The sequence below is a fragment of the Lachnotalea glycerini genome, from assembly GCF_003201285.1.
Classification (GTDB): Bacteria; Bacillota; Clostridia; order Lachnospirales; family Lachnospiraceae; genus Lachnotalea; species Lachnotalea glycerini.
On record NZ_QICS01000015.1, the window covers coordinates 36,243 to 61,319 of the forward strand.

Sequence of the window (25,077 nt, forward strand, 5' to 3'; positions counted from 1 at the left end):
GTTTATATAATGAAAGTTTACATAAACTAAAGGATATAAATGCAACATAAAGCATTATATTATGCCAGTATGATAAGTACTGGCATAATATAAATGATCCGAGATTTTAGATATTTTATAATACCAATCAATTATGATTTGGGATTATAAAATATCTAAAACAATAAAGGGATAAGGAGAGTAGAGTATTATGGCTGACTTGAGTCAAAAGAGCAATGTAAAGAAGAGAAAAACAGTTGAATACGGCAGATATGGGTATTTGTTTATTGCACCTTTCTTCATCGTATATGCAATATTCCAGTTTTGGCCGTTGCTATATACGATATGGATGAGTCTTATGGAGTACTATTCCAAAGGCTTAAAAGAAATTGGACCTAATTTTGTAGGACTAAAGAATATTGTTAATGCGTTTATTACAACTGAAAATGAAGGAACAGTACTATTTCATACATATACATTCAGGGCACTTGGCAATACAGTTTTTATGTGGATGCTTAACTTTATACCACAAATTCTGCTTTCTTTATTGTTAGCGTCTTGGTTTACCGATACGCGTGTAAAATTAAAAGGACAGGGTATTTATAAAATAACCATGTTTATGCCAAATATTATTACGGCAGCTTCACTAGCTGTACTGTTTTATTCTCTTTTTAGCATTAACGGTCCAATGACTCAGCTTTTAAGATGGATTGGAGTGATTGGTGAGGGTTATGATTTTATGAAGCATAAGCTTCCAACACAAATATTGATTGCTTTTATCCAGTTTTGGATGTGGTATGGAAACACGATGATTGTACTGATTGCCGGAATCTTAGGAATTAATCCCAGTCTGTTTGAGGCTGCAAGAGTAGATGGAGCAAGCAGCAAACAAATTTTCTTTAGAATTACATTACCTCTTCTTAAACCAATTACTTTATTTGTTTTAGTAACCTCTTCTATAGGTGGTTTACAGATGTATGATATTCCTGCATTGTTTAATGTTAGTCAGGGTGGAGACGGACTTCCGGATTTTGCATCCACTACTATTGCCATGTATATTAGAAAGCTGACTCTTGCCAGCAAGGATTATGGAAAAGCAGGTGCTGCCTCAGTGGTATTATTTTTAGTAACATTATTAATTAGTCTTTTCTTTTTCTTTATTCTTGGGGACAAAGAAGAACGAGTAACTAAAAAAAATAGGAAAGGAGTATAAGTATGAGTACACAAGCTGTATTAGATAAAAACATAAAGAAGTCATCTGATACTAAACTGGAAAGCTTAAGCAGAAATATTAAGAAACAACGAATAGTTCGAAACATAATTTGCATTTTCTTATGTATCATGAGTTTACTGCCTTTTTATATCATGATAATTAATTCAACAAGACCAAGTGCAGCGATACAACAGGGATTATCTCTGATTCCGAGTAATCAGTTTCTATCGAATGTAAGAAAATTAATTGTTAAATCAGCTGGAGTAGGTACTCCTCTTTATAAGGCGATGTTTAACAGTTTGTTTATATCGGTACCTGCAACGTTTTTCGCTGTTTATTTTTCAAGCATGACAGCTTATGGAATTTATGTGTATCACTTTAAATTAAGAAAGATTGCCTGGTCCTTTATCCTTGGAATTATGATGATTCCAATGCAAGTTTCTATTATAGGATTTTACAAATTTATGATACAGCTCGGTATGAACGATTCTTATATACCGCTTATTATTCCGGCTATTGCTGCGCCATCTACAGTATTTTTTATGAGACAATATATGAAGACGGCATTACCTTTAGAAATAGTTGATGCTGCAAGAATTGATGGATCAGGAGAATTTAATACTTTTAATACGGTAGTAATGCCTCTCATGAAGCCAGCAATAGCTACGCAAGCAATATTTGCGTTTATTGCATCATGGAATAATTTGTACACCCCATCTATTATACTGTCTTCTTCGACAAAGTATACATTACCAATGTTTGTACAGGTGCTTAGAAGCGAGCAGTTTCGTTCGGATTATGGGGTTATTTATGCAGGCTTGCTATTAACGGTACTGCCGTTGTTTGTAGTATATTTTGCATTATCAAAATATATCATTGCTGGAGTTGCATTAGGTGGAGTAAAGGAATAGTAGAGCAGATAAAAAGTCATTAGCGATATGCTAGTGACTTTTTATCTATTGTTAGATCCTGCTATTTCAGAATGTCAACAATCGTTTTAGTTACAATTGCTTTCATGATGGTATAATCAATACAACTGTGCTTATGATATAAATACTCATGACAATAATTTTCTACCATATCATATACGATATGCAGTTTCTCATGAGGATGAGTAAAATGATAACCATGAGATGCAAGCACTTGAGTAAGCATTTCAATCAGATTCTCTTCATAATTTATTATATATTCAGCAATATCAGAATCTTGATACGACATTGCACTAAATTCTTCCTGTGCTTTTGGCGTTGAAAGGTGCGCAAGAACGATATTATCTATAATTTTAGTGATTGTTTCTTCAAGATCAAAATCTGTAGGGAGTGTTTGCAGCACTGAAAAAATAGCATTACTCATATTAGTGGCAAAATAATCCCAAACAGCTATAAAAATATCCCTTTTATCAATAAAATAATTATATATAATACCTGTTGAAACTCCAGCTCTTTTAGCAATTTGCGCAGTATTGGTATTATGATATCCCTTTTCACAGAGCAATTCAAATCCAGCCCTTATTATTTTGTTCTTTTTTTCTATAGAGCGCTTCTGCTTTGGCTCCCGGATATTTCTATTTATCAAATAAGTTCCTCCTTTTCAGATTGTTACCAACAATAAATATCTTTATTTCATTATAGTAGTTTAGTAGTTAAATGTAAATATGAAAAAAAATTCAGATTCTATATTGACAATTTATATTTTCCTGACATATAATAAATATGAAATTTAATTCAGGTTATACAATTATTACAAAAAGACAAGACAAGAGAAGTGAGGCAAGGCTTCGCATCTACTGGTATGTGCATTTTTTGTTGCACGATTGGAGGCAGATATGAAAAGAAAAAAAGATATTTTGAAAGGATTAACGGTTGTCGCCGCCTGTGTTCTTTTGATAGCGGTTTATGTTGTTGTAAGCAACAAACCATTGAAATTGATGACAGAAACTACGACAAAGGGTTCCATACAAGAGGTAGTAGACGTAAATGGAGATATTGAAAGTGAAAATACTAAGGTGTACTATTCAAAAGTAACGGCTACAGTTGAACAGCTTACAATTAAAAAAGGGGACAGTGTTAAAGCAGGGGATCAATTAGTTTTATACGATACAAAGGATTTAGAAACGTCAGTTGAACAAGCTAAATTAGGGACAAAAGCGAGTATGGAAAGCTATCAGTCCTCTCTTAACAACAATGCTAAAAATAATACAAATTATGCGAATGCGACTACTTCACTAGGAATACTGGAGCAGCAGATAGCAGATGAAAAGTCATATATTTCAAGTATACAGGAATCTTTGACAAGTGCAAATGAAATAGCTTCTGAAATCACAGCAGTTACATCCCAAATGGCAAGTACGACAGATTCAAAAGCATTGAAAAAGTTACAAAATAAGTTGGATTCCCTTAATTGCGATTACGATAGCTATGATGTTTCTTCCTTGACAGGAGATTTGGCCTACCACCAAACAGAACTATCTCAGTGTCTTACTTCACAGTCTGAGTATAAAGCACAGCAAAAAACGGCAGATGCTAGTTTGATTGACAGTGCAGCTAAAGATCAGCTAAAGACAGTTGGAGAATCTGCTCAGCTTTCACAAAGTCAGGCGGAGGAGGAACTATCAAAAGCAAATCAGGGAATCGTTGCAGAATTTGATGGTATTATTACTGGTTTAGATATTGAGGCAGGCTCTTATGTACCAGAGGGTTCACGACTTCTTGTTTTAGAAAGCAGCAATGAGCTAAAGGTTGTTGTAAATGTATCGAAATATGACATTGGAAAGATTGAGTTAGGGCAAAAGGCAGTGGCGAGTGTAGCAGGAAATGAATATGAGGGAAGTGTTAGTAAAATAAGCCGGGTGGCTGATACGGATACTTCGGATAAGCCACAGGTTTCAGTTGAAATACATATTAATAATCCAGATGATAAAATATATATCGGATTGGAAGCAGATGTAGATATATATACGGAAGAAAAAAATGATATTGTTACAGTTTCTTCCACGGCTGTTTATAGTGATGATGATGGAAATTATTGCTATACGATTGAAAATGGACTTGTGACAAAGAAATATTTTACAAAGGGAATTGAGTCAGATTCACTGGTTGAGCTAACCGATGGAATAGCGGAGGGAGAAATAGTGATAACAGATTCAATTACCGATGACAGTGTTGGCAGAAAAGCTTCTGCAATGAAACATTGAGAGGAGATATCATATGGCAGAACCAATCATTGAATTTAAAGAAGTAGCCAAATCCTATCAACGTGGAGATAGAATCTTTTATGCATTAAGACACGTAAATCTCACAATTCATGAAGGGGAAATGGTTGTAATACTAGGTCCTAGTGGCGCTGGAAAGAGTACTCTTTTGAATCTGCTCGGCGGTATGGATACTGCAACAGAGGGTTCCATTATTTTTGAAGGAGTGGATATTACAAAATATAATGATAATCAGTTGACGCAATATCGTGCTAAAAATGTGGGAGTTGTATTTCAATTCTATAATTTAATTCCTACCCTGACAGCTTACGAAAATGTTGCATTAATGAAAGAGATTGAAGAAAATACATTAGATCCAAAGAAATGTATGGAAGCGGTTGGATTAGGCGAACATTTTCATCAGTTTCCGGCTCAGATGTCAGGTGGTGAACAACAAAGAACTTCGATTGCAAGGGCATTAGCCAAAAATCCAAAGCTATTATTGTGCGATGAACCAACAGGAGCACTCGATACAGAAACAGGCAGAGGAGTACTTGAACTGTTGCAAAAAATGAGCAGTGAAAGCCAGCATACGGTAATTATGGTTACACATAACAGTTCCTTTGCAGATATTGCTAACAAGGTGATAAGGGTGAAAAACGGAACAGTTGAAAGTATTACAATCAATCAAAAACCGATTAATGCAAATGAGGTGAGTTGGTAAATGCTGAATCGAAAACTTTTGCGAGACTTACTGAAAAATAAAATACAATTTATATCCATTTTTTTAATGTCCTTTCTTGGTCTACTGGTTTTCGTTGGTCTTGATGCTGAGGGGAATGGTCTTGGAACTTCATCAAAATCCTATTATGATGCTACCAATTTAGCAGATTTATGGGTAATGGGAAAAGGCTTTACCAATGAGGACATACGGATTATTGAAAATCTAACAGGGGTTGCACATGCTGAAAGAAGATTACAGATTAATACAACGGCAGTTTTAGAAAATGAGCCATTTGTTCAACTTAACTTTATTGAAGAGAATGAAGTTTCAAAGCTTTATCTAAAAAGTGGAGAAAAATACAGTTCTTCTTCGGAGGGCATCTGGTTGGATGAATTATTTGCAAAAGGACAGAATTTATCCATAGGGGATACGATTACGCTGGAATATAACGGAATGAAAATCACAGAAGAAATAAAGGGATTGATTATTCACCCTGAATATGTTTTTTTTCTTGCAGATGAAGGCGCGATGATGCCAAATTATGGTTCCTATGGCTATGGATTTTTGTCTAGTAAAGAATTTCCAGTGCAAAATCAATTCGTATATAGTGAATTACTTGTTGATGTTGATCAGGATGTCAATCTAACAAGAATAAAAGATGCCATAAAGAGTCAAATAGATTCAGATAATCTTGTCATTACAGATAGAAAGCAGAGCCTAAGTTATTCAACCTTTGATGCAGAAAAACAACAGCATATTTCAATGGGGTTTATGTTTCCGATTGTTTTTTTACTCATAGCCATTCTTGGAATTGTAACAACTATGACCCGTATGACGTCGAATCAAAGGATTCAAATTGGAACGCTAAAAGCGTTGGGATTTACCAAGCAAAAGATTACATTACATTATATGTCTTATGGCTTTGCAATCAGTCTGATTGGAGGTCTTATGGGAGCTTATGTGGGTTACTCCTATTTACCCTTGCTATTTCGGGAAAATATGATGGAAGCCTATACTTTACCTGTATGGGAAGTAAGTATGTCTTCGAACTCCTATATAGCAATACTAGCCAATGTATTTATTTCTACTTTGGTAAGCTATCTGGCGTGTCAACGAGAATTAAGAGATCCTCCTGCAACTACCTTAAAGCCTGTGGTTCCAAAAAAAAGTAAGCCTACTTTTATAGAGAAAAGCGCTTTATGGAACAGATTGAATTTCTCTGTCAAATGGAATTATCGTGATATTATAAGAAATCGAATACGTACATTAATGGGTATTGTGGGTGTAATCGGTTGTACTATGTTGATGGTATGTGCCTTTGGTTGTAGGGATTCTGTTACGGATATGACATCCTGGATGTATGGAGAGATTATGACTTGTAATACAAAAATAATTTTTTCTGACTTGGCAGGTGATGCGAGTAAGATAGATTATGCGAAGAAATACGAAGGACAGCTAATAGAAGAAAAAGCAATCGAACTGGCTGTCAAAAATCTGAAAAAGACAGGAAGCATTACCGTCTTAGATAAAGGTAATTACATTCATTTTCAGGATGATAAACTAAGTCACATCAACTTAAGCCAAAATGGTATCGCATTATCTTACAAAATGGCTCAAAATCTTGGTATTGATATTGGAGATTTTGTAGAGTGGCATATTGTTGGAGAAACAAAATGGATTAAATCTCGTGTTGAACAATTATATCGTTCACCAGCCAATCAGGGAATCTCAATGAATCGGAAAACGTTTGAAAATCTTGAACATACTTTTTGCGCTACTGCATTGTTAACCAATAAGTCGCCTGAAACAAACCTATCAGATCAAGATGAGATTCAGGCAGTTCAAAATATTAATAAGTTGAAGCAGGATATGGATAAGAGTATGGAAATGATGAATACGATGGTGGGGATACTGATATTAGCTGCAGTTTTGCTGGGAGTTGTTGTGTTATATAACCTTGGAGTACTTACCTTTGTTGAGAAAACAAGAGAAATAGCTACATTAAAAGTTTTAGGCTTTAGCAGTAAGCAAATAAGAGGAATATTGCAAAAACAAAATTTGTGGGTTACCATAGCAGGTATCATCATTGGATTGCCGATAGGGTATCAGTTTTTGGTGGTGTTGTGTTCTACTTTATCGGAATCCCAGGATTTGGTACCAAGTGTAACTATTCTGTCCTATTGTTTTTCAATAGGAGGAACTTTTGCAGTTTCGACATTGGTCAATTGGTTATTATCCGGTAAGATCAAAACAATCAATATGGTTGATGCTTTAAAGGGAGTTGAATAATCAATTCGACATATAAAATAAAATAAGAAAAGAACTTCTACAGACTTGAGTAATAAATGGTTATCGGTTATAATAGTGGGGAATGAGCAAAAAAGATTCGTTCTGTTTGCAAATTCCCTATTACAATCTGATTTCAAAGTTAGGAAACTTTCTGAGAAAAAAGGCCATGCTCACAAAAGTTAAATTATTATCAAACTTATCATGTGCCTTATTTTGTGTAGGGTGCATTTTTATTTACCCAAAATAAAAAATCAAATTTAAAGAAAAAGGAGGACAAAATGAAAAAAAGATTAAAGGTTATACTATTGATGATGACTGTATTACTACTATTACTTAATGGCTGCCAAAAAGCAAATGATGTAAGTACGGATATTCGTGTCGGTTCGTTAAAGGGACCAACTTCAATTGGACTGATGAGACTAATGGAACAGGCATCCAATAAGGAGGCAGAGAATAATTATACTTTCACAATGGAAACCACAGCAGATGCGCTTCTTCCGTTAATTATCAAGGGAGAATTGGACATTGCACTGGTACCGGCTAATATAGCTAGTATCTTATACCAAAAGACGGAGGGCAAAATTTCTGTCATTGATATTAATACGCTGGGTGTACTCTACATGGTTTCTGGTGATAGTAGTATAAACTCATTGGATAGTCTAAAAGGAAAAACGGTGTATTTAACAGGAAAAGGAACGACTCCAGATTATGTCATTCAATATTTATTGGCACAGGCGGGATTAACAGACGAAGTTACACTAGAATACAAATCAGAAGCGACAGAGGTAGCCGCTTTATTGAGCAAGGAACCGGAAAATATCGGATTGCTTCCACAACCCTTTGTTACGGCTGCACTGGCTCAAAACGACAAGCTTAGTATCGTTTTAGACTTGAATAAGGAATGGAATGAGCTTCAAGGCGAAGAAGGCAGTTCTTTGGTTACAGGAGTAACAATCGTAAGAAATGAATTTCTAGAGGAGCATAAAGAAGCCGTTTTAAAATTTATGGAAGAGCATGAAACTAGTGCAAACTATGCAAATGAACATACAACAGAAACAGCAAAGCTCGTTGAAGAAGCTGGCATTATTGAAAAAGCTGCTATCGCTGAAACAGCAATACCATATTGCAATATTACTTATTTGGATGGAACAGAGGCTAAAACTGCATTAGAGGGTTATTTACAGATATTATTCGATCAAAATCCTGAGTCTGTTGGAGGAGAGCTTCCGAAAGAGGATTTTTATTATATCCCCTAATCAGAGTAAAAGGGAAACTGGAAAGTGAGGCACCTTATGAAAGAACCTGCATGTATAAAAGAGAAAAAAAAGATGAAAAGAGCAACTATTTTGTTGTTTTGGCTGTTGCTATGGCAGGTTTTTGCAAGTATAACAAATAATGCTATTTTGCTGGTAGGGCCTTTCCAAGTATTAAAAGAAATATTGATACTGGTAAAAACAGTGGATTTTTATACAACTGTTTTGATGTCTTTAATACGTATTGCAGGTGGCTTTGTAATCGGATTTTTATTAGGTATGTTCCTTGGAATTGCAGCGTTTTTTAAACCTATAATCGGGGATTTGTTTTCACCGGTCATATCCTTACTAAAATCAATACCCATTGCCTCCTTTGTGGTTTTATTATTGATTTGGACAGGGTCAGATTATCTTGCTGTATATGTTTCAATACTGGTCGTGTTTCCAAATGCCTATCTTCATACAATTATGGGACTGAATCATACAGACCAGAAGCTTCTTGAAATGGCAGAGGTATTTCAAATGAGCTTTTCTAAAAAATTTCGTTATCTTTATAAGCCTGCTATGATTCCTTTTTTAATAACCTGTATGGAGGTTGCAGTAGGAATGAGCTTTAAATCAGGTGTGGCAGCCGAAGTAATTGGCACACCAAACAATTCCTTTGGAGAAAAATTATATATGTCCAAAATACAATTGAACACATCTGGAGTTTTTGCGTGGACGATTGTAATTATTTTGGCCAGCTACGCAATGGAGAAAGGTGTCTTATATGTACTAAAAAGATATAAGGAAAATCGATTTACATTGTTTTCACAAAAAATGCATTTAGCTGAAAATGGAAGAACATATAAGAAACACGAAGTAACAAGACTAGAGCTTGATTGCATAAAAAAGCAAACTGAAGATCCGCAGCCAGACAACCCTAAAGAAGCTGGCAGTGCTCCTGATATCCAAATTAGAGATTTATCAAAGTTTTATGATTACAAAAAAGTATTTTATAAGGTAAATCTACAATTGGAGAAAGGAAAGATTTATTGCCTGATGGGTCCTTCCGGTTGCGGAAAAACCACGTTATTTCGTATACTACTTGGTCTGACAAAGCCAGACGAAGGAGAAATCATAGGAGTTAAAAAGAGAGAGATTTCGGCAGTATTTCAAGAACCAAGACTACTGGAGGATTATTCGGCAATTGAGAATGCTTTTTTGTTTGGTTTGCTCTCTAAAAATGATTTTGATGAGCAACAGGAATTTTGCAGGCTTCTTTTGGCAGAGGATGCTGATAAATCAGCTAAGGAACTTAGCGGAGGGATGCAGCAAAGAGTCGCTATACTAAGAGCTATGGCACTAAAAGCATCAGTTATTGTGTTAGATGAGCCTTTTACGGGATTGGATGAAGAAACAAAAAGAAAAACGGCCAACTATATTTTAGAAAAAAAGGGAAATAAAACACTGATTGTATCAACTCATAATAAAGAAGATGTACTTTTATTGAAAGGAGAAATGATAGATGGAAACAAGAGTGGCTTTAATTGGAATTATGGTAGAGAAGAGTGAGGCGGTGGAAATGCTTAATTCCTTGCTAAGTCAATACAAAGAATTTATTATAGGAAGAATGGGAATTCCTTATCAGAAAAAAGGAATTTCTTTAATTAGTATTGCGATTGATGCACCTGCTGATGAAATTAGTGCATTATCAGGTAAAATAGGACGTCTGGCAGGTGTTTCGGCAAAAGTAATCTACCAAAAAGCCTAGTAACTTATTTTTCCATCATTAAGGTGAGTGTATGAATGAATCATGTTTTGCACAAATTAACAAGGTATTTAATGTAATTGTTTAGTAATTGCAGTTTTTGTGTACAAGCAATTTGTAGATGGAGGAATATGAGAGAATTAATTGATCAATTAGTTAATTCAAGTGAATTAACATCGAATGAATATGCGTATTTGTTAGAGCACCTTGATAATGAAAATCAAGAGTATTTGCGTCAGAAGGCGGCAGAGAAGGCGAAACAATATTATGGTAAAGCGGTTTATGTAAGAGGCTTGATTGAATTTACCAATTATTGCAAAAACGATTGTTATTATTGTGGAATTCGAAAGAGCAACCACAATGCAATAAGGTATCATTTGACAAAGGAAGAAATACTGAATTGCTGTGCAGAAGGTTATCAGCTTGGGTTTCGGACATTTGTACTTCAAGGAGGAGAAGACGTTTCATATCAAGATTTAGATATTGTGTCTATAATCGAAGCCATTAAGGAAAAATATTTTGATTGTGCCTTAACCTTATCAATCGGGGAAAAAAGCTACGACTCATACTTAAAGTATTATAAAGCAGGTGCAGACCGATATTTACTTCGCCATGAAACTGCAAACTCAAAGCATTACAATAATTTACATCCAGACAGTTTGTCAGCCGAAAACAGAAAGAGATGCTTATACGATCTAAAGGAAATCGGCTATCAGGTGGGATGTGGTTTTATGGTTGGATCGCCTCATCAGACAACTGAAAATATAGTAGAGGATTTGATGTTTATTAAAGAGTTGTCACCGCAAATGGTTGGAATTGGTCCGTTTATTTCCCACAAGGATACACCTTTTAGGGAATTTGCAAATGGTTCAGTTGATATGACATTGAATCTGATTGCAATTATTCGCCTGATGCTTCCCAATATTTTGATTCCTGCCACAACAGCACTTGGAACATTGGATCATAAAGGCAGAGAAAAAGGAATTTTAGCAGGAGCAAATGTATTGATGCCTAATTTATCTCCGACTGACGTTCGTAAAAAGTATATGCTTTATGACAATAAAATTTGTACAGGAGATGAAGCTGCACAATGCAGGCAATGTCTACAAAGACGAATCGAGGCAATCGGCTACCAAATTGTTGAAGACAGAGGTGATTGTAAGCCATTGAAATAATCAAATGAATCAATAAAATGTGTAATGTTTTTAACGTGCATTATCGTATAAATGTATATCAATAAATTTGATCACAGAAGAAAAGAAGAAAAGAATTTAAATGAAAGGATAAATGCAAACACGTAACTTTCATCTTTGTGTTTGCGTTTCAAATGAGCATTAGGCATGTTTGTTTGAAACACGGTATAAATTATGTACAATGTAAAATCACCAAAAGCAGAAGAATTCATTAATCATGAAGAAATATTAGCTTCCATAGAGTATGCAAAAGAGAATAAGAGTAATCGAAATTTGATTGAGTCATTAATTGAAAGAGCAAGTGACTGTAAAGGATTAAGTCATAAAGAAGCGCTGGTATTACTGGAATGTGACCAGGAGGATTTAAATCAGAAGATGTTTTCACTTGCGAAAGAAATCAAGCAAAAAATATATGGAGACAGAATTGTCATGTTTGCACCATTATATCTGTCAAATTATTGTGTGAATGGCTGCGTTTACTGTCCTTATCATATGAAAAATAAGCATATTAGACGTAAGAAACTCACACAAGAAGAAATTCGGAGTGAAGTCATTGCACTTCAGGATATGGGACATAAAAGACTTGCTCTTGAAACAGGGGAAGATCCAGTGAATAATCCAATTGAATACGTACTGGAAAGCATCAATACCATCTATAGTATAAAGCATAAAAACGGCGCAATCCGTCGGGTTAATGTAAATATAGCTGCTACAACAGTAGAAAATTACGAAAAGCTTAAGGATGCAGGTATAGGAACTTATATCTTGTTTCAAGAGACTTACCATAAAGAAAATTATGAAAAATTACATCCAACAGGACCAAAACATGATTATGCCTATCATACCGAAGCAATGGATCGGGCTATGGATGGCGGTATTGATGATGTTGGAATCGGTGTTTTATTTGGCCTAAATATGTACAGATACGATTTCGCAGGATTGTTAATGCATGCAGAACATTTAGAGGCCTATAAGGGAGTAGGACCGCATACCATCAGCGTTCCTAGAATCAGACCTGCAGATGATGTAGATCCTTCGGAATATAAGGACGCGTTATCAGATGAGCTGTTTGCTAAAATAGTAGCTATAGTACGAATCGCTGTTCCATATACCGGAATGATTATTTCAACCAGAGAATCAAAAAAGACAAGAGAAAAAGTTCTAAAATTAGGTGTTTCACAAATCAGCGGCGGCTCTAGAACCAGTGTCGGTGGTTATGCTAAAGAAGAAGCCGACGAGGACAATTCTTCTCAGTTTGATGTAAGTGATACAAGAACACTGGATGAAATAGTGAACTGGCTTTTAGAGCTAGGCTATATCCCAAGCTTTTGTACTGCCTGTTATCGGGAAGGACGTACCGGTGACCGTTTTATGCAGCTTGCTAAGTCAGGACAAATTTCAAACTGCTGTCAGCCAAATGCCTTAATGACGCTTAATGAGTATTTGGAAGACTATGCTTCAGAAGATACGAAAGAAAAAGGTAAAAAAGTAATGAAAGAGCAACTGGAATTTATAAAAAGTGATAAGGTTAAGTCAATCGCAAAGCAGCACATAAATGAAATGGCAGAGGGGAAACGTGATTTTAGGTTTTAACTTTACATTAATACACCATTGGAGGTATCTATGAGTTTAACGAAAACACCAAGGGCCAATCAACTGCACATTGGCATATATGGAAAACGAAACAGTGGTAAATCATCTCTTATTAATGCAATTACAAGTCAGGATATTGCACTTGTATCTGAAATTGCAGGTACAACCACAGATCCTGTTTATAAGACAATGGAAATCAGCGGAATTGGACCATGTGTATTTATTGATACGGCAGGCTTTGATGATGAAGGTGAGCTTGGAAATAAAAGAATCGAGAGGACGAAACAAGCTCTTGAAAAAACAGATATAGCTATTGTAGTCTGTTCGGATTACGATTTGGCAATGGAAAAGGAATGGATTGATCAGCTTAAAAAAGCGGAAATACCATTTATAACTGTTATTAATAAGGTGGATGTTTTAAAAAATAGCGAGGAGCTTGAAGAACAGGTAAAAGCTTTAACGAATATGAAACCTGTTTTAGTTAGTTGTAAAGAGAAAATCGGAATGGAAGATTTGCTCGAAATACTCAGAAGAAATGTGCCAAAGGACTATGAAGCGAAAAGCATCACGAAGGATTTAGTAAAGGAGGGAGATATTGTACTTCTTGTCATGCCTCAGGATATACAGGCGCCAAAGGGGAGACTTATTTTGCCTCAGGTTCAGACACTTCGTGATTTGCTGGATAATAAATGCCTGATATTATCTGCTACAACGGATCATTTAGATGATGCGTTGGCGTCTTTGACAAAGCCGCCTGCACTTATTATTACAGATTCGCAGGTATTTAAAACCGTATACGAAAAGAAACCAAAGGAAAGTAGGCTTACCTCATTTTCAGTGCTATTTGCCAAGCACAAAGGAGATATAGAATATTATGCGAAGAGTGCACAAGCAATCGGTAGACTTACAAAAGATTCTAAGGTACTGATTGCGGAGGCATGTACTCATGCACCGCTTGCAGAAGATATTGGAAGAGAAAAGATCCCAAGAATGCTTAGAAAGCTTGCAGGAGATGAAATTGATATCAAAATTGTCAGCGGAGTGGACTTTCCAAAAGATTTAACATCGTATGATTTAATTATTCAATGCGGAGCGTGTATGTTTAACCGAAAATATGTGATGAACCGAATTGAGCAGGCAAAGGTTTCAAAGGTACCAATGACCAATTATGGGGTTGCAATAGCATATCTGAATGGAATACTAGATAAAATTGATTATTAAATCGAACTTTAGAATATAAAGTACTCCCATCAGGGTACCAATTTGGATGTAGGGTAGTTGCGTACCCATTCAAATATAAGCATGTAAGCAAAGCTTACACTTTTTAAAAATATCTGTTATAATAAATAGTGTTGCGCAAAAGTTTAGAATTATTTTGCGCAGCACTTTTATAGTTTATAGATAGGAAATAGCTTATGAGGCACAGAAAGGAAATATTATTTATGAGTAAGAAAATGAGACTGTTTATTCCCTGTTATTATGCTTTTTTTGCAAATGGCATGATGGCACTTGTATTAGGGTCTATATTAACGTATTTAATCAAAGAAGCTAGGCTAAGCTACAGTATAGCGGGAGGCTTGTTATCAGCCTTTGCGATTGGGAATTTACTTGCTAGCTTTGTAAACCCTGCCATGGCAGGAAAAATCGGAAGAAAGAAAACCACAATCATTCTATCGGCATTAGTACCGATTGATTTATTCATGATATCATTAATTCCAGCGACGCCAGTTCTATATGTAGCCTGTATTTTGCTTGGAATAGGAAGAGGATCTGTCAGTATTATTAATAATATGGTTGTTAATGACTATGATGGTACACCGTTTGCATTAAACTTATTACATACCGTATTTGCAATGGGCGCATTTCTGGCTCCATTTTTAACTTCACTTTTTGTAAATGCGGGACTAAATTGGAGGTATATCATATATACGGTAACGTCCTTATCTTTACTGTCTGTACTTGGATACGTTACATTACCGTTAGAGGATAAAAAGAATAACAGAGAAAAAAATAAAAATCAATCGACACAAAAGGAAAATGGATTTTTAAAAAGCCCGGATTTTTATTTCTGCGGCCTATTGCTATTTTTTTATTTAGGTGTTGAAAATTGTGTTAATGGATGGTTCGTTACTTATTTTAAGGGCATTGGTATAATGAGCGATACATATGCTACGAATCTAGTGTCCATAACTTGGATAGTCATAATGCTTGGAAGATTGACAACAGGTTATTTGTCAAAGAAGCTTTCCAAATATAAAATTATGTTAATTAATTGTAGCTGTACCGTAGTATTCTTTGGTCTGCTTATAGCAACCAAAAATCTTACAGTTATTACCATTGCGGTAATCGGCCTTGGCTTTTTCTTTGCTGGAATTTATCCAACGGGTATCGCAAACGCAGGTGAGTTGATTAAGGGTTCTACGGCAGGCATGTCAATGCTGCTTGCAATGGCGGCTATGGGTGGAATTATAACACCACAGCTTGTCGGAGTGATTGCCGATGGGAGCATCGGATTAACTGGTGCAATCACGTTCTTAAGTGTTAATGTGGCAATGATGCTCTTGTTTGCTGTTATAAGCTATAATCGCTCAAAAAATCAGATTGTATAGCAACAAAGTACTAATTTCTGTTATCATGTGCTAATTTTAAGATGTACTAATTGAAATAAATAAGATATACTTATAATATATTTTGTAGAAAGGTATGTACAATCAATTTGTACAAGAGGTGACGAGATGAAAAGAGTGTTCTTAATTGTTTTAGATAGCTTTGGAATTGGTGAACTGCCGGATGCAGCGAAATTTCATGATGAAGGAAGTAATACCATTAGAGCAACATCAACCAGTAAATTTTTCTCAATGCCTAATATGCAAGAGCTTGGATTATTTAATATAGATGGCGTAGATTGTCGCGATAAGAACGAAAAACCAACTGGAAGCTTTGCCAGAATGACAGAGGAATCTCAGGGAAAAGATACAACAATAGGTCATTGGGAAATAGCAGGGATTCAATCGCCAAAGGCTTTGCCAACCTATCCGTCTGGTTTTCCTAAAGAAATATTGGAGCAGTTTAGCAAAGAAACGGGAAGAGGCATCCTTTGTAATAAGCCTTATTCGGGAACTGATGTAATCAGAGATTATGGCAAGCAGCATGTGGAAACCGGGGATTTAATTGTATATACTTCGGCAGACAGTGTATTTCAAATAGCGGCTCATGAGGCAGTAGTGCCGATAGAAACTCTTTATGAATACTGTAAGATTGCGAGAAAGCTATTGGTTGGCCAACATGGGGTTGGGAGAGTAATAGCAAGACCGTTTGATGGAGAGTTTCCAAATTATAAGAGAACAACAAGGCGTCATGATTTCTCTATGTTTCCTCCAAAAGATACGATGCTTACAAATTTAAAGGAGCATAATTTTGATGTCATTGCAGTCGGCAAAATAAATGATATCTTTGCAGGTCAGGGAATTACAGAATATGTTTATACTAAGAATAATGATGAGGGTATTGATCGAACATTAGAATACTTAGATAAGGACTTTAACGGACTTTGCTTTATTAACTTGGTTGATTTTGATATGCTCTACGGACATAGAAATGATATAGACGGATATGCAAAGGCATTGACTAGTTTTGACAATCGTCTTTCTTCTATTATGGATAAATTAAAAGAGGAAGATATTTTAATGATTACAGCAGACCATGGTTGTGATCCCAGTACACCATCAACGGATCATTCAAGAGAATATACTCCTTGGGTGATTTATGGAAAGCCAGTCAAGGAGAATATGAATTTAGGAACATTAGACAGTTTTTCAGATATTGCAAAAACGATCGTTGATTATTTTGAAATCCAATCAGATATTGCAGGAAAATCATCACTAAAAGATATTATAAAATAGAAGACGAAAAAATACTCCCATTGCAGGAAGCCTAAAGATATAAAGAAAATGCATTGGGAGTATTTTTTTCATAATTCAATTTCATAATAATTGAATTTTATCTGAGTTATTTTAAAGTAATATATCCATGAAATTCATTTGTTGTCGTGTATTGTTAGTATAATTATTTGAAATATTACAATCCGCTTACAATTATCGTTAATGAGTTTATATTTATAGATATTTATGATAAAATATTTTAAATTTATTATTAATTATGATTTTATTTGTTGATGTAACTATGTTCTTTAATATAAATAATAATATAAATAAATTGGTTAGGTGGATGTGACGATTAATACTGATATATACTCTGTAAGAAAGGAAAAATTTATGTATTTAATAATACATCTAGGGTGATTAATTTGATAGAGAAGAGATATAATAACTCGAATTTGGAAGAACTTAAAAAAAATAAACGGTTTGCAGAGACACATGGTTCTTTAGCAATGAAGATTGCATTATGTATTTTTATTATTATTAATTTCGTATTAAAAAAAAGTATATATGAATTAATTTTAGTTTTTTTAAGCGGTTCACTTTTTGAAGAAATATATAAATACAAATATAGTAAGTCAAAAGAAGATATGATAGCAATAATATCTTTGTTAATTATGGTTATTTCTATTTTTGTTTTGTATCTGATAAAAGACTTTGATTAAAAAATACTCCCATTGCAGGAAGCCTAAAGATATAAAGAAAATGCATTGGGAGTATTTTATTTCATTTTCACATTATCAAGTAAAGCTCGATATCTATCTTCATGCGATTTTTCGATGGCAGCAACCATACGAAATTGTGCAGCAAGAGCAGGAAACTTTCTTCTGCGTATTAGTAAAGTTTTTGTACATTTCCGCAGATATTTGAACTATCTTAAATCAACAATTTAGGTAAAATAAAACAGATATCATAATAATATATGTATTAAAATAACATGTAAATTGATGGAAACTTCAAGTGGAAATGATTCAAATGCTGAGTCTTTCGAATCTACGTCAAAAAGCTCTTCTGCAAATGCAGAATCCAATCATACAAAGGATACTGGGACAGAGAAGAAATACAAGGAATCAAATGATGAGCTTAAAAAGCTAAAAGAGGAAAAGAAAGAATTTGACAAAAAAATCAAAACGATAGACAAGTTAATTACAGATAAAGATTACAGTACTAAGTCTGAAAAAGAACTTCTTGATGAACAAGCAAAGCTAAAAGCAGAACGAATAGCTAATAAGTCCCTTGATATTCATGGTGAAAGTCAATATAATTGTGCAGAACTGATGCAAAATGACTATCATGGCGGTGATAATCAACATTTTTGGATTATTCCATGCAAAGATGTAAATGCAGTAAAAATAGTTGCAGTTCATTCAGAAAAAGTATTTAATGTTACTGGTGGTATTTTCAATAATCATACGAGAATTCAGCAGTATTACGAAAATGGAATGACTTCGCAGATATTTAAGCTCATAAAGGTGGAGTAGTTATTGAAAGTTCTTGTAATAAAGTACCTCTATTTTGAAGTTGCGATATTGAGCAATTCATAATAGAGGTATTTTAGAGTGAATATATAATTTTAAATACAAATAGCAAAAAATCTTAGTTAATAGAAAGTAAGAAAGAATAAAAAAGTAACCTCTTGACAATTCTTTCATGATTAGTATAAACTTAATAGGTTATTGACTACGATGAATGGTGAAAGCACCGTTTGGATAGATTTAGGAGGATTTACATTGGCTGATTTGAATAAAGAAATAGAGAAGAGAAGAACCTTTGCGATTATTTCTCATCCGGATGCAGGAAAGACAACGCTTACGGAGAAGTTTTTGTTGTATGGGGGAGCAATTAATCTGGCAGGTTCAGTAAAGGGAAAAGCGACTGCAAAGCATGCAGTGTCTGACTGGATGGATATAGAAAAGGAAAGAGGTATTTCAGTTACCTCCTCTGTGCTTCAATTTAATTATGACAATTATTGCATTAATATATTGGATACACCGGGGCATCAGGATTTCTCCGAGGATACTTATCGAACACTTATGGCAGCAGATTCTGCGGTAATGGTAATTGATGCTTCAAAGGGTGTTGAAGCACAGACCAGAAAGTTGTTTAAGGTTTGTGTTATGAGAAATATACCGATTTTTACCTTTATCAATAAGATGGATCGAGATGCAAGAGATACCTTTGAACTTTTAGATGATATTGAAAAGGAGCTTGGAATTTCAACCTGTCCGATTAACTGGCCCATTGGTTCGGGGAAGGAATTTAAGGGTGTGTATGACAGAAATACAAAATGCATTACCACGTTTTCAGATACCCAAAGAGGTACAAAAGAAGGCGCAGCCTTGGAAATATCAATTGATGATAGCAATCTTACTAATTTAATAGGAGAGAGCTTTGTCAATACTTTGAATGATGAAATCGAGCTTTTAGATGGAGCCAGTGCAGAGTTTGATATTGAATTAGTAAGTCAGGGTAAATTGTCTCCGGTATTTTTTGGTTCTGCATTAACGAATTTTGGTGTAGAGATATTTTTGAAGCATTTTCTTAAAATGACCTCTTCTCCATTACCTAGAAAGTCAAATATAGGCGAAATCAGTCCTTTCAGAGAAGATTTTTCTGCTTTTGTTTTTAAAATTCAGGCAAATATGAACAAGGCACATCGAGATAGAATTGCTTTTATGCGAATTTGCTCTGGAAAATTTGATGCCGGAATGGAAGTTACCCATATTCAGGGTCAAAACAAAAAGCTTCGTTTATCGCAGCCACAGCAATTGATGGCTCAGGAACGTAAAATCGTGGAAGAAGCATACGCTGGAGATATTATCGGTGTATTTGATCCGGGCATATTTTCGATTGGAGATACCTTATGTAGCGGCTCTGAAAAATTTGAATTTGAAGGGATTCCCACCTTTGCTCCGGAGCATTTTGCAAGAGTAAGACAGGTTGATACAATGAAGCGCAAACAGTTTGTTAAGGGGATCAATCAGATTGCTCAGGAGGGTGCAATTCAGATATTCCAGGAATACAATACCGGTATGGAGGAGATTATAGTTGGTGTTGTCGGAGTGTTGCAATTTGAAGTCTTAAAATACCGTTTAGAGAATGAATACAATGTTGAAATCCGTATGGAGAATCTTCCGTATGAGCATATTAGATGGATAGAGAATAAAGAGGTTGATTTAGATAAACTGGTCGGAACCTCAGATATGAGAAAAATCAAGGATTTAAAGGGCAATCCGTTGTTATTGTTTGTCAATAGCTGGAGTATAGGTATGACACTTGATCGTAACAAAGGACTTAAATTATCCGAGTTTGGCAGATGATTGATTCGTAGAAATTGCAATTTAAATACGGGTTTTATAGATAGTACTCAAATCATATGTTTACAGAATGGAATTTATGTGATACATTATAAAAAGACAGGGAGCTTGTGGTGCAGGCTGAGAGGAAGTAATCAAACTTCGACCTATATAACCTGATTTGGATAATGCCAACGTAGGGAAACAAGAGATGAATTCGAGCTCATACACTATGTAGGTAGGTATGAGCTCTTTTTATATATAGAAAAGACCACACGATTAAAGTAAGATAGTAGGAGAATTCTATATTAAAAAGAGCATTAGACTTACGCCGATGATTCGCAGATTTCTATTGTTATAATATCTTTTGGCTGGCAGTATTCGGGTTATAAGGCAATAAAATAAACACTGTCAACAGGAGGATTAAGAAATGAGAAATTATGCAACACAGATGGAAGCGGCCAGAATAGGGATTGTTACCCAAGAATTAAAAACAGTGGCTTCCAAAGAAAGAATGACCATAGAGGAATTATTGCCTCTTGTAAAAGAGGGTAAGGTAGTAATATGTGCCAATAAAAATCATAAGTGTTTAGATCCGGAAGGGATCGGAAGTATGCTTAAAACCAAAATTAATGTAAATCTTGGGGTGTCACGTGACTGTAAGGATATTGAGCTAGAGTTGCAAAAGGTCATGTCTGCTGTACATATGGGCGCCCATTCTATCATGGACTTATCATCACATGGAAATACGATTCCTTTTCGTAGGAAATTAACATCAGAATGCCCCGCTATGATAGGAACTGTTCCGGTTTATGATTCAGTCATTCATTACCAAAGAGATTTAGCGAATTTAACGGCAAAGGATTTTATTGATGTGGTAAGGCTGCATGCTGAGGATGGTGTGGATTTTGTAACATTACATTGTGGAATTACGAGAAAAACGATTGAACAGATTAGAAAACATAAAAGAAAAATGAATATTGTATCCAGAGGAGGATCTTTAGTATTTGCATGGATGTGTATGACTGGTAATGAAAATCCGTTTTATGAATACTATGATGAAATATTGGAAATCTGTCGTGAATATGATGTAACCATATCGCTTGGAGATGCCTGTCGGCCTGGGTGTATTGCAGATGCCTCAGACGTATGCCAGATAGAGGAGCTGGTTCGACTGGGTGAGCTGACAAAGAGAGCATGGGAAAGAGATGTTCAGGTAATCGTGGAAGGTCCAGGTCATATGCCAATGGATCAGATTGAAGCCAATATGAAAATGCAACAGACAATTTGCATGGGAGCACCTTTTTATGTATTAGGACCATTGGTTACAGATATAGCTCCAGGGTATGATCATATTACCTCAGCTATCGGAGGAGCTATAGCAGCAGCCTCGGGAGCAGCATTTCTTTGCTATGTGACCCCGGCAGAGCATTTGGCACTTCCTAATGTAGAAGATGTGAAACAGGGAATCATTGCTTCAAAGATAGCCGCTCATGCTGCCGATATAGCAAAAGGAATTCGTGGTGCAAAGGAAATGGATGATAAAATGGCAGATGCAAGAAGAGAGCTTGATTGGGAAGCACAATGGGAATGCGCTATTGATCCTGAGAATGCGAAAAGAATTCGAAACGAGCGCAAGCCAGAACATGAGGATACCTGTTCAATGTGTGGCAAGTTTTGTGCAGTAAGAAGTATGAATAAGGCATTGGCAGGAGAATATATTGATATTTTGTAGGATATTTCATGATAGCTAATCATATTAAGTGTGGTATAATGATTAGGATAGATGTAAAGTTGGAGAAACCGAATAAATAATACACAAAGCTGTTGTAAATAAATTATTTTCAGCAGCTTTATTATAGTAAAAATATAGATTGTGTTTTATTTGGTTAAACTTTATAATATAATTTATGATGTAAGATAGTTTTTTTAAGAAGGAGAGAATTATGAAAAAGGGTATTAGTAAGTTATTCATGCTATTTGTAATATTATTGTTGGGATTTTTATATTATTATATTACGATTCCCGCTATCAATATTCATTCTAGTGGCTTTTGGTTTTTTCTAATCATTGCCATTGTTTTTATTTTTGCTATACTAACCGCCGTTCGTGTGAAATCATTTGAAGAGGCTAGGCATTCTAATATTGTTAAAATCGGTATCACTGTTATTGCAGTAACAGTAATCATATTTATTGTAGGAAGTATTCTATCTTCACCGATTGTAAATGCCAAGAAGTATCAAAAGCTTTTAACAGTTGAGGATAGAGAATTTTCGGATGATATTCAGGAAGTATCATTTAATCAAATTCCAATACTAGATAAGGATTCGGCTGAGCTTTTAGGTAATCGTAAAATGGGTAGTATGGTAGATATGGTATCTCAGTTTGAGGTAAGCAGTTTATATACACAGATTAACTATCAGGGTGTACCAACGAGAGTGACTCCGCTTGCATATGCAAGTCCGATTAAATGGCTTACCAATCAAAAGGAAGGAATTCCGGCTTATATCACAATCAACATGACAGATCAAAATGTGGAATTAGTGAAGTTGGATCAAGGAATCAAATATTCAGAGAGCGAGTACTTCAATCGAAATATTTACAGACATTTAAGATTCCAGTATCCGACCTATATCTTTGATAGTTTCAATTTTGAAATTGATGATAGTGGAGTACCTTACTGGGTTTGTCCAGTCAAAGAATATACGATTGGATTGTTCGGAGGTGAAACCATAGGAAGAGCCGTATTGTGTAATGCCATTACAGGTGAAACCGCAGACTATGATATTACAGAAGTTCCAAGCTGGGTAGACAGAGTATATTCCGCCGAGTTATTAATTGATCAGTATGATTATTACGGTAGTCTCAAACATGGATATTTTAATACCTTATTAAGTCAGAAAGATTGCTTAAAAACCACAGATGGATATAATTATATTGCTATGGAGGATGATGTATGGGTATATACAGGAATTACCTCAGTAAGCGGTGACCAATCCAATGTAGGTTTTGTTCTAATGAACCAGAGAACACATGAGACAAGATTTTATCATATCGAAGGAGCAGAAGAATATTCTGCAATGTCCTCCGCAGAGGGTCAGGTTCAGAACTTAAATTATCATGCCACCTTTCCATTGCTATTAAATATTGGAAATGAACCAACGTATTTTCTTGCATTAAAGGATGATGCAGGGCTTGTGAAAAAATATGCTATGGTGAATATCCGCAGATACCAGATTGTTGCAATTGGTGATAGTGTGATTGAATGTGAGAGACAGTATATTTCACTGCTAAGTTCAAATGGTGTGACAAAGGCAGCTAGTGCGAGTCTGCAAAAGATTACAGGAACGATAACTAAAATTGCGCAGGCTGTGGTGGATGGGAATACACATTATTATATTATGTTGGATGGATCAAACGCAATATTTGATGTAGCTGTTACGGATTATATTAGTATTGTTAAATTTAACCAAGGAGATCAGATTACCTTTGAATATTCTGAAGGTAGTGATGTAAATACGGTATATTCATTGCAATAAATTGACAGCTAAGCAAACAACTTGAGATGTATGTGAGTCTGTTTACAAGACTTGTTAGTACGCTATGAAGCGTGCGAATGGAGGAAATATGAAATTAATCACTTATCGATTAAAAGAAAATGGGAATGAAATCATTGGTATATTAAGTAAAGATGAACAAAAGATTTATCCAATCAGTCAATTTGATATTAACTATTCATCTATGAATCAATTGATTGAAAATATATCAAGAGCAGAATTGGAATTATTAAAAAGCAAGGATCAAAAAGAGCATGATCAGCTTGTCTTTCGTGACAATACCATAAATACGGCTCCGATTCCCTATCCTAAACAGGATATTATCTGTCTTGGAATTAATTATCTGGCTCATGCCGAGGAATCAGCCAGATTTAAACAAGAAGCTTTTGGAGGGGAAAGACCATATGCAGTTTATTTTTCAAAAAGAGTCAATGAGGCTGTTGCAGATTGTGGAACCATTCCAAGCTACGAAGGACTGGTGGATAGTCTTGATTATGAGGCAGAATTTGCACTTATTATCGGTAAGGATGCTAGAAATGTGTCTGAGGAGGATGCCTTTGACTATATTTTTGGCTATACCATAATCAATGATGTAAGTGCGCGAAATTTGCAGACTGCGCATAAGCAATGGTATTTTGGAAAGAGCCTGGATGGCTTTACTCCTATGGGACCTATTATTGTGACAAGAGATGAATTTGAAAATCCACCTCATTTGAATATTAAAAGTTATGTGAATGGGGAGCTTAGACAGGATAGCAATACAGAATTGTTGATTTTTGGAATTGCTCATGTAATTAGCGAATTATCAAAGGGTATGACGTTAAAGGCGGGTACTATAATCTCTATGGGAACGCCGGCTGGAGTGGGAATGGGTTTTACGCCTCCGCGTTTTCTTAAAAAAGGTGATGTGATAGAATGTGAAATTGAGGGTATTGGAAAGCTTACCAATACAGTAGAATAGGGTAAAAACTACTTACAGCTTATGTAATCCTTAATAAAACAACAGCTTCAAAATGCGAAATATGGCATTTTGAAGCTGTTTTATTTCATAGGAAAGACCTTGATATGGTAACGTAAAAAAGTTTGATTCCTATGAAATAAA

The 25,077-nt window shown here is 35.2% G+C and carries 20 protein-coding genes and 1 riboswitch; of the genes, 19 read left to right on the plus strand and 1 reads right to left on the minus strand.

Annotation, left to right across the window (positions count from 1 at the left end; all coding sequences use genetic code 11):
* The first annotated feature begins 190 nt into the window (after positions 1 to 190).
* Together C8E03_RS19040 and C8E03_RS19045 are read left to right on the plus strand one after the other, a co-directional pair.
* Complete coding sequence (locus C8E03_RS19040) at positions 191 to 1,192, plus strand: carbohydrate ABC transporter permease (RefSeq protein WP_094376234.1); 1,002 nt, start codon at positions 191 to 193, stop codon at positions 1,190 to 1,192.
* A 2-nt stretch (positions 1,193 to 1,194) separates the two neighbouring features.
* Positions 1,195 to 2,103 (plus strand): carbohydrate ABC transporter permease, encoded by a 909-nt coding sequence (locus C8E03_RS19045; protein ID WP_110291852.1) that lies wholly within the window; start codon positions 1,195 to 1,197, stop codon positions 2,101 to 2,103.
* Positions 2,104 to 2,164: 61 nt separating this feature from the next.
* Here C8E03_RS19045 and C8E03_RS19050 read toward each other — a convergent pair whose 3' ends face one another.
* Complete coding sequence (locus tag C8E03_RS19050) at positions 2,165 to 2,767, minus strand: TetR/AcrR family transcriptional regulator (RefSeq protein WP_242993652.1); 603 nt, start codon at positions 2,765 to 2,767, stop codon at positions 2,165 to 2,167.
* A gap of 250 nt (positions 2,768 to 3,017) precedes the next feature.
* Between C8E03_RS19050 and C8E03_RS19055 the strand changes: the two genes are divergently transcribed.
* From C8E03_RS19055 to C8E03_RS19140, 17 genes are all read left to right on the plus strand, one after another.
* On the plus strand, positions 3,018 to 4,385 hold the full coding sequence (locus C8E03_RS19055) for an efflux RND transporter periplasmic adaptor subunit (protein WP_110291853.1): 1,368 nt from the start codon (positions 3,018 to 3,020) through the stop codon (positions 4,383 to 4,385).
* Between the two features lie 13 nt (positions 4,386 to 4,398).
* A complete protein-coding gene (locus C8E03_RS19060; RefSeq protein WP_110291854.1) occupies positions 4,399 to 5,106 on the plus strand; it encodes an ABC transporter ATP-binding protein in 708 nt (235 codons plus the stop codon).
* On the plus strand, positions 5,107 to 7,395 hold the full coding sequence (locus tag C8E03_RS19065) for an ABC transporter permease (RefSeq protein WP_110291855.1): 2,289 nt from the start codon (positions 5,107 to 5,109) through the stop codon (positions 7,393 to 7,395).
* A 278-nt stretch (positions 7,396 to 7,673) separates the two neighbouring features.
* Positions 7,674 to 8,651 (plus strand): ABC transporter substrate-binding protein, encoded by a 978-nt coding sequence (locus C8E03_RS19070; RefSeq protein ID WP_110291856.1) that lies wholly within the window; start codon positions 7,674 to 7,676, stop codon positions 8,649 to 8,651.
* Between the two features lie 72 nt (positions 8,652 to 8,723).
* Positions 8,724 to 10,202 carry an ATP-binding cassette domain-containing protein gene (locus C8E03_RS19075; protein WP_170123070.1) on the plus strand — a complete coding sequence of 493 codons (1,479 nt, stop codon included), beginning with the start codon at positions 8,724 to 8,726 and terminating at the stop codon, positions 10,200 to 10,202.
* The gene (locus tag C8E03_RS19080) at positions 10,156 to 10,401 is read left to right on the plus strand and encodes a TM1266 family iron-only hydrogenase system putative regulator (protein WP_094376241.1); all 246 of its coding nucleotides are present in this window, start codon (positions 10,156 to 10,158) and stop codon (positions 10,399 to 10,401) included. The genes C8E03_RS19075 and C8E03_RS19080 overlap by 47 nt, the downstream gene beginning before the upstream one ends.
* Before the next feature lie 128 nt (positions 10,402 to 10,529).
* The gene (gene hydE / locus C8E03_RS19085; protein ID WP_094376242.1) at positions 10,530 to 11,573 is read left to right on the plus strand and encodes a [FeFe] hydrogenase H-cluster radical SAM maturase HydE; all 1,044 of its coding nucleotides are present in this window, start codon (positions 10,530 to 10,532) and stop codon (positions 11,571 to 11,573) included.
* Positions 11,574 to 11,765: 192 nt separating this feature from the next.
* Positions 11,766 to 13,184, plus strand: a complete 1,419-nt coding sequence (hydG, locus tag C8E03_RS19090) for a [FeFe] hydrogenase H-cluster radical SAM maturase HydG (RefSeq protein WP_094376243.1) — start codon at positions 11,766 to 11,768, stop codon at positions 13,182 to 13,184.
* Positions 13,185 to 13,214: 30 nt separating this feature from the next.
* Positions 13,215 to 14,405 (plus strand): [FeFe] hydrogenase H-cluster maturation GTPase HydF, encoded by a 1,191-nt coding sequence (gene hydF, locus C8E03_RS19095; protein ID WP_094376244.1) that lies wholly within the window; start codon positions 13,215 to 13,217, stop codon positions 14,403 to 14,405.
* Positions 14,406 to 14,626: 221 nt separating this feature from the next.
* On the plus strand, positions 14,627 to 15,793 hold the full coding sequence (locus C8E03_RS19100; RefSeq protein ID WP_094376252.1) for an MFS transporter: 1,167 nt from the start codon (positions 14,627 to 14,629) through the stop codon (positions 15,791 to 15,793).
* Positions 15,794 to 15,919: 126 nt separating this feature from the next.
* Complete coding sequence (locus C8E03_RS19105) at positions 15,920 to 17,086, plus strand: phosphopentomutase (RefSeq protein WP_110291858.1); 1,167 nt, start codon at positions 15,920 to 15,922, stop codon at positions 17,084 to 17,086.
* Between the two features lie 404 nt (positions 17,087 to 17,490).
* The gene (locus C8E03_RS19110; RefSeq protein WP_110291859.1) at positions 17,491 to 17,787 is read left to right on the plus strand and encodes a DUF6442 family protein; all 297 of its coding nucleotides are present in this window, start codon (positions 17,491 to 17,493) and stop codon (positions 17,785 to 17,787) included.
* A gap of 282 nt (positions 17,788 to 18,069) precedes the next feature.
* Complete coding sequence (locus C8E03_RS19120; protein WP_094376247.1) at positions 18,070 to 18,603, plus strand: RICIN domain-containing protein; 534 nt, start codon at positions 18,070 to 18,072, stop codon at positions 18,601 to 18,603.
* Between the two features lie 204 nt (positions 18,604 to 18,807).
* Positions 18,808 to 20,442, plus strand: coding sequence for a peptide chain release factor 3 (locus tag C8E03_RS19125; protein WP_456298599.1), 1,635 nt, complete (start codon positions 18,808 to 18,810; stop codon positions 20,440 to 20,442).
* Positions 20,443 to 20,529: 87 nt separating this feature from the next.
* Positions 20,530 to 20,639: riboswitch (TPP riboswitch) on the plus strand.
* A gap of 209 nt (positions 20,640 to 20,848) precedes the next feature.
* On the plus strand, positions 20,849 to 22,153 hold the full coding sequence (gene thiC / locus C8E03_RS19130) for a phosphomethylpyrimidine synthase ThiC (RefSeq protein ID WP_094376249.1): 1,305 nt from the start codon (positions 20,849 to 20,851) through the stop codon (positions 22,151 to 22,153).
* Positions 22,154 to 22,364: 211 nt separating this feature from the next.
* Positions 22,365 to 23,957 carry a hypothetical protein gene (locus C8E03_RS19135; protein WP_094377958.1) on the plus strand — a complete coding sequence of 531 codons (1,593 nt, stop codon included), beginning with the start codon at positions 22,365 to 22,367 and terminating at the stop codon, positions 23,955 to 23,957.
* Positions 23,958 to 24,045: 88 nt separating this feature from the next.
* On the plus strand, positions 24,046 to 24,936 hold the full coding sequence (locus tag C8E03_RS19140) for a fumarylacetoacetate hydrolase family protein (protein WP_110291860.1): 891 nt from the start codon (positions 24,046 to 24,048) through the stop codon (positions 24,934 to 24,936).
* Positions 24,937 to 25,077: the final 141 nt, after the last annotated feature.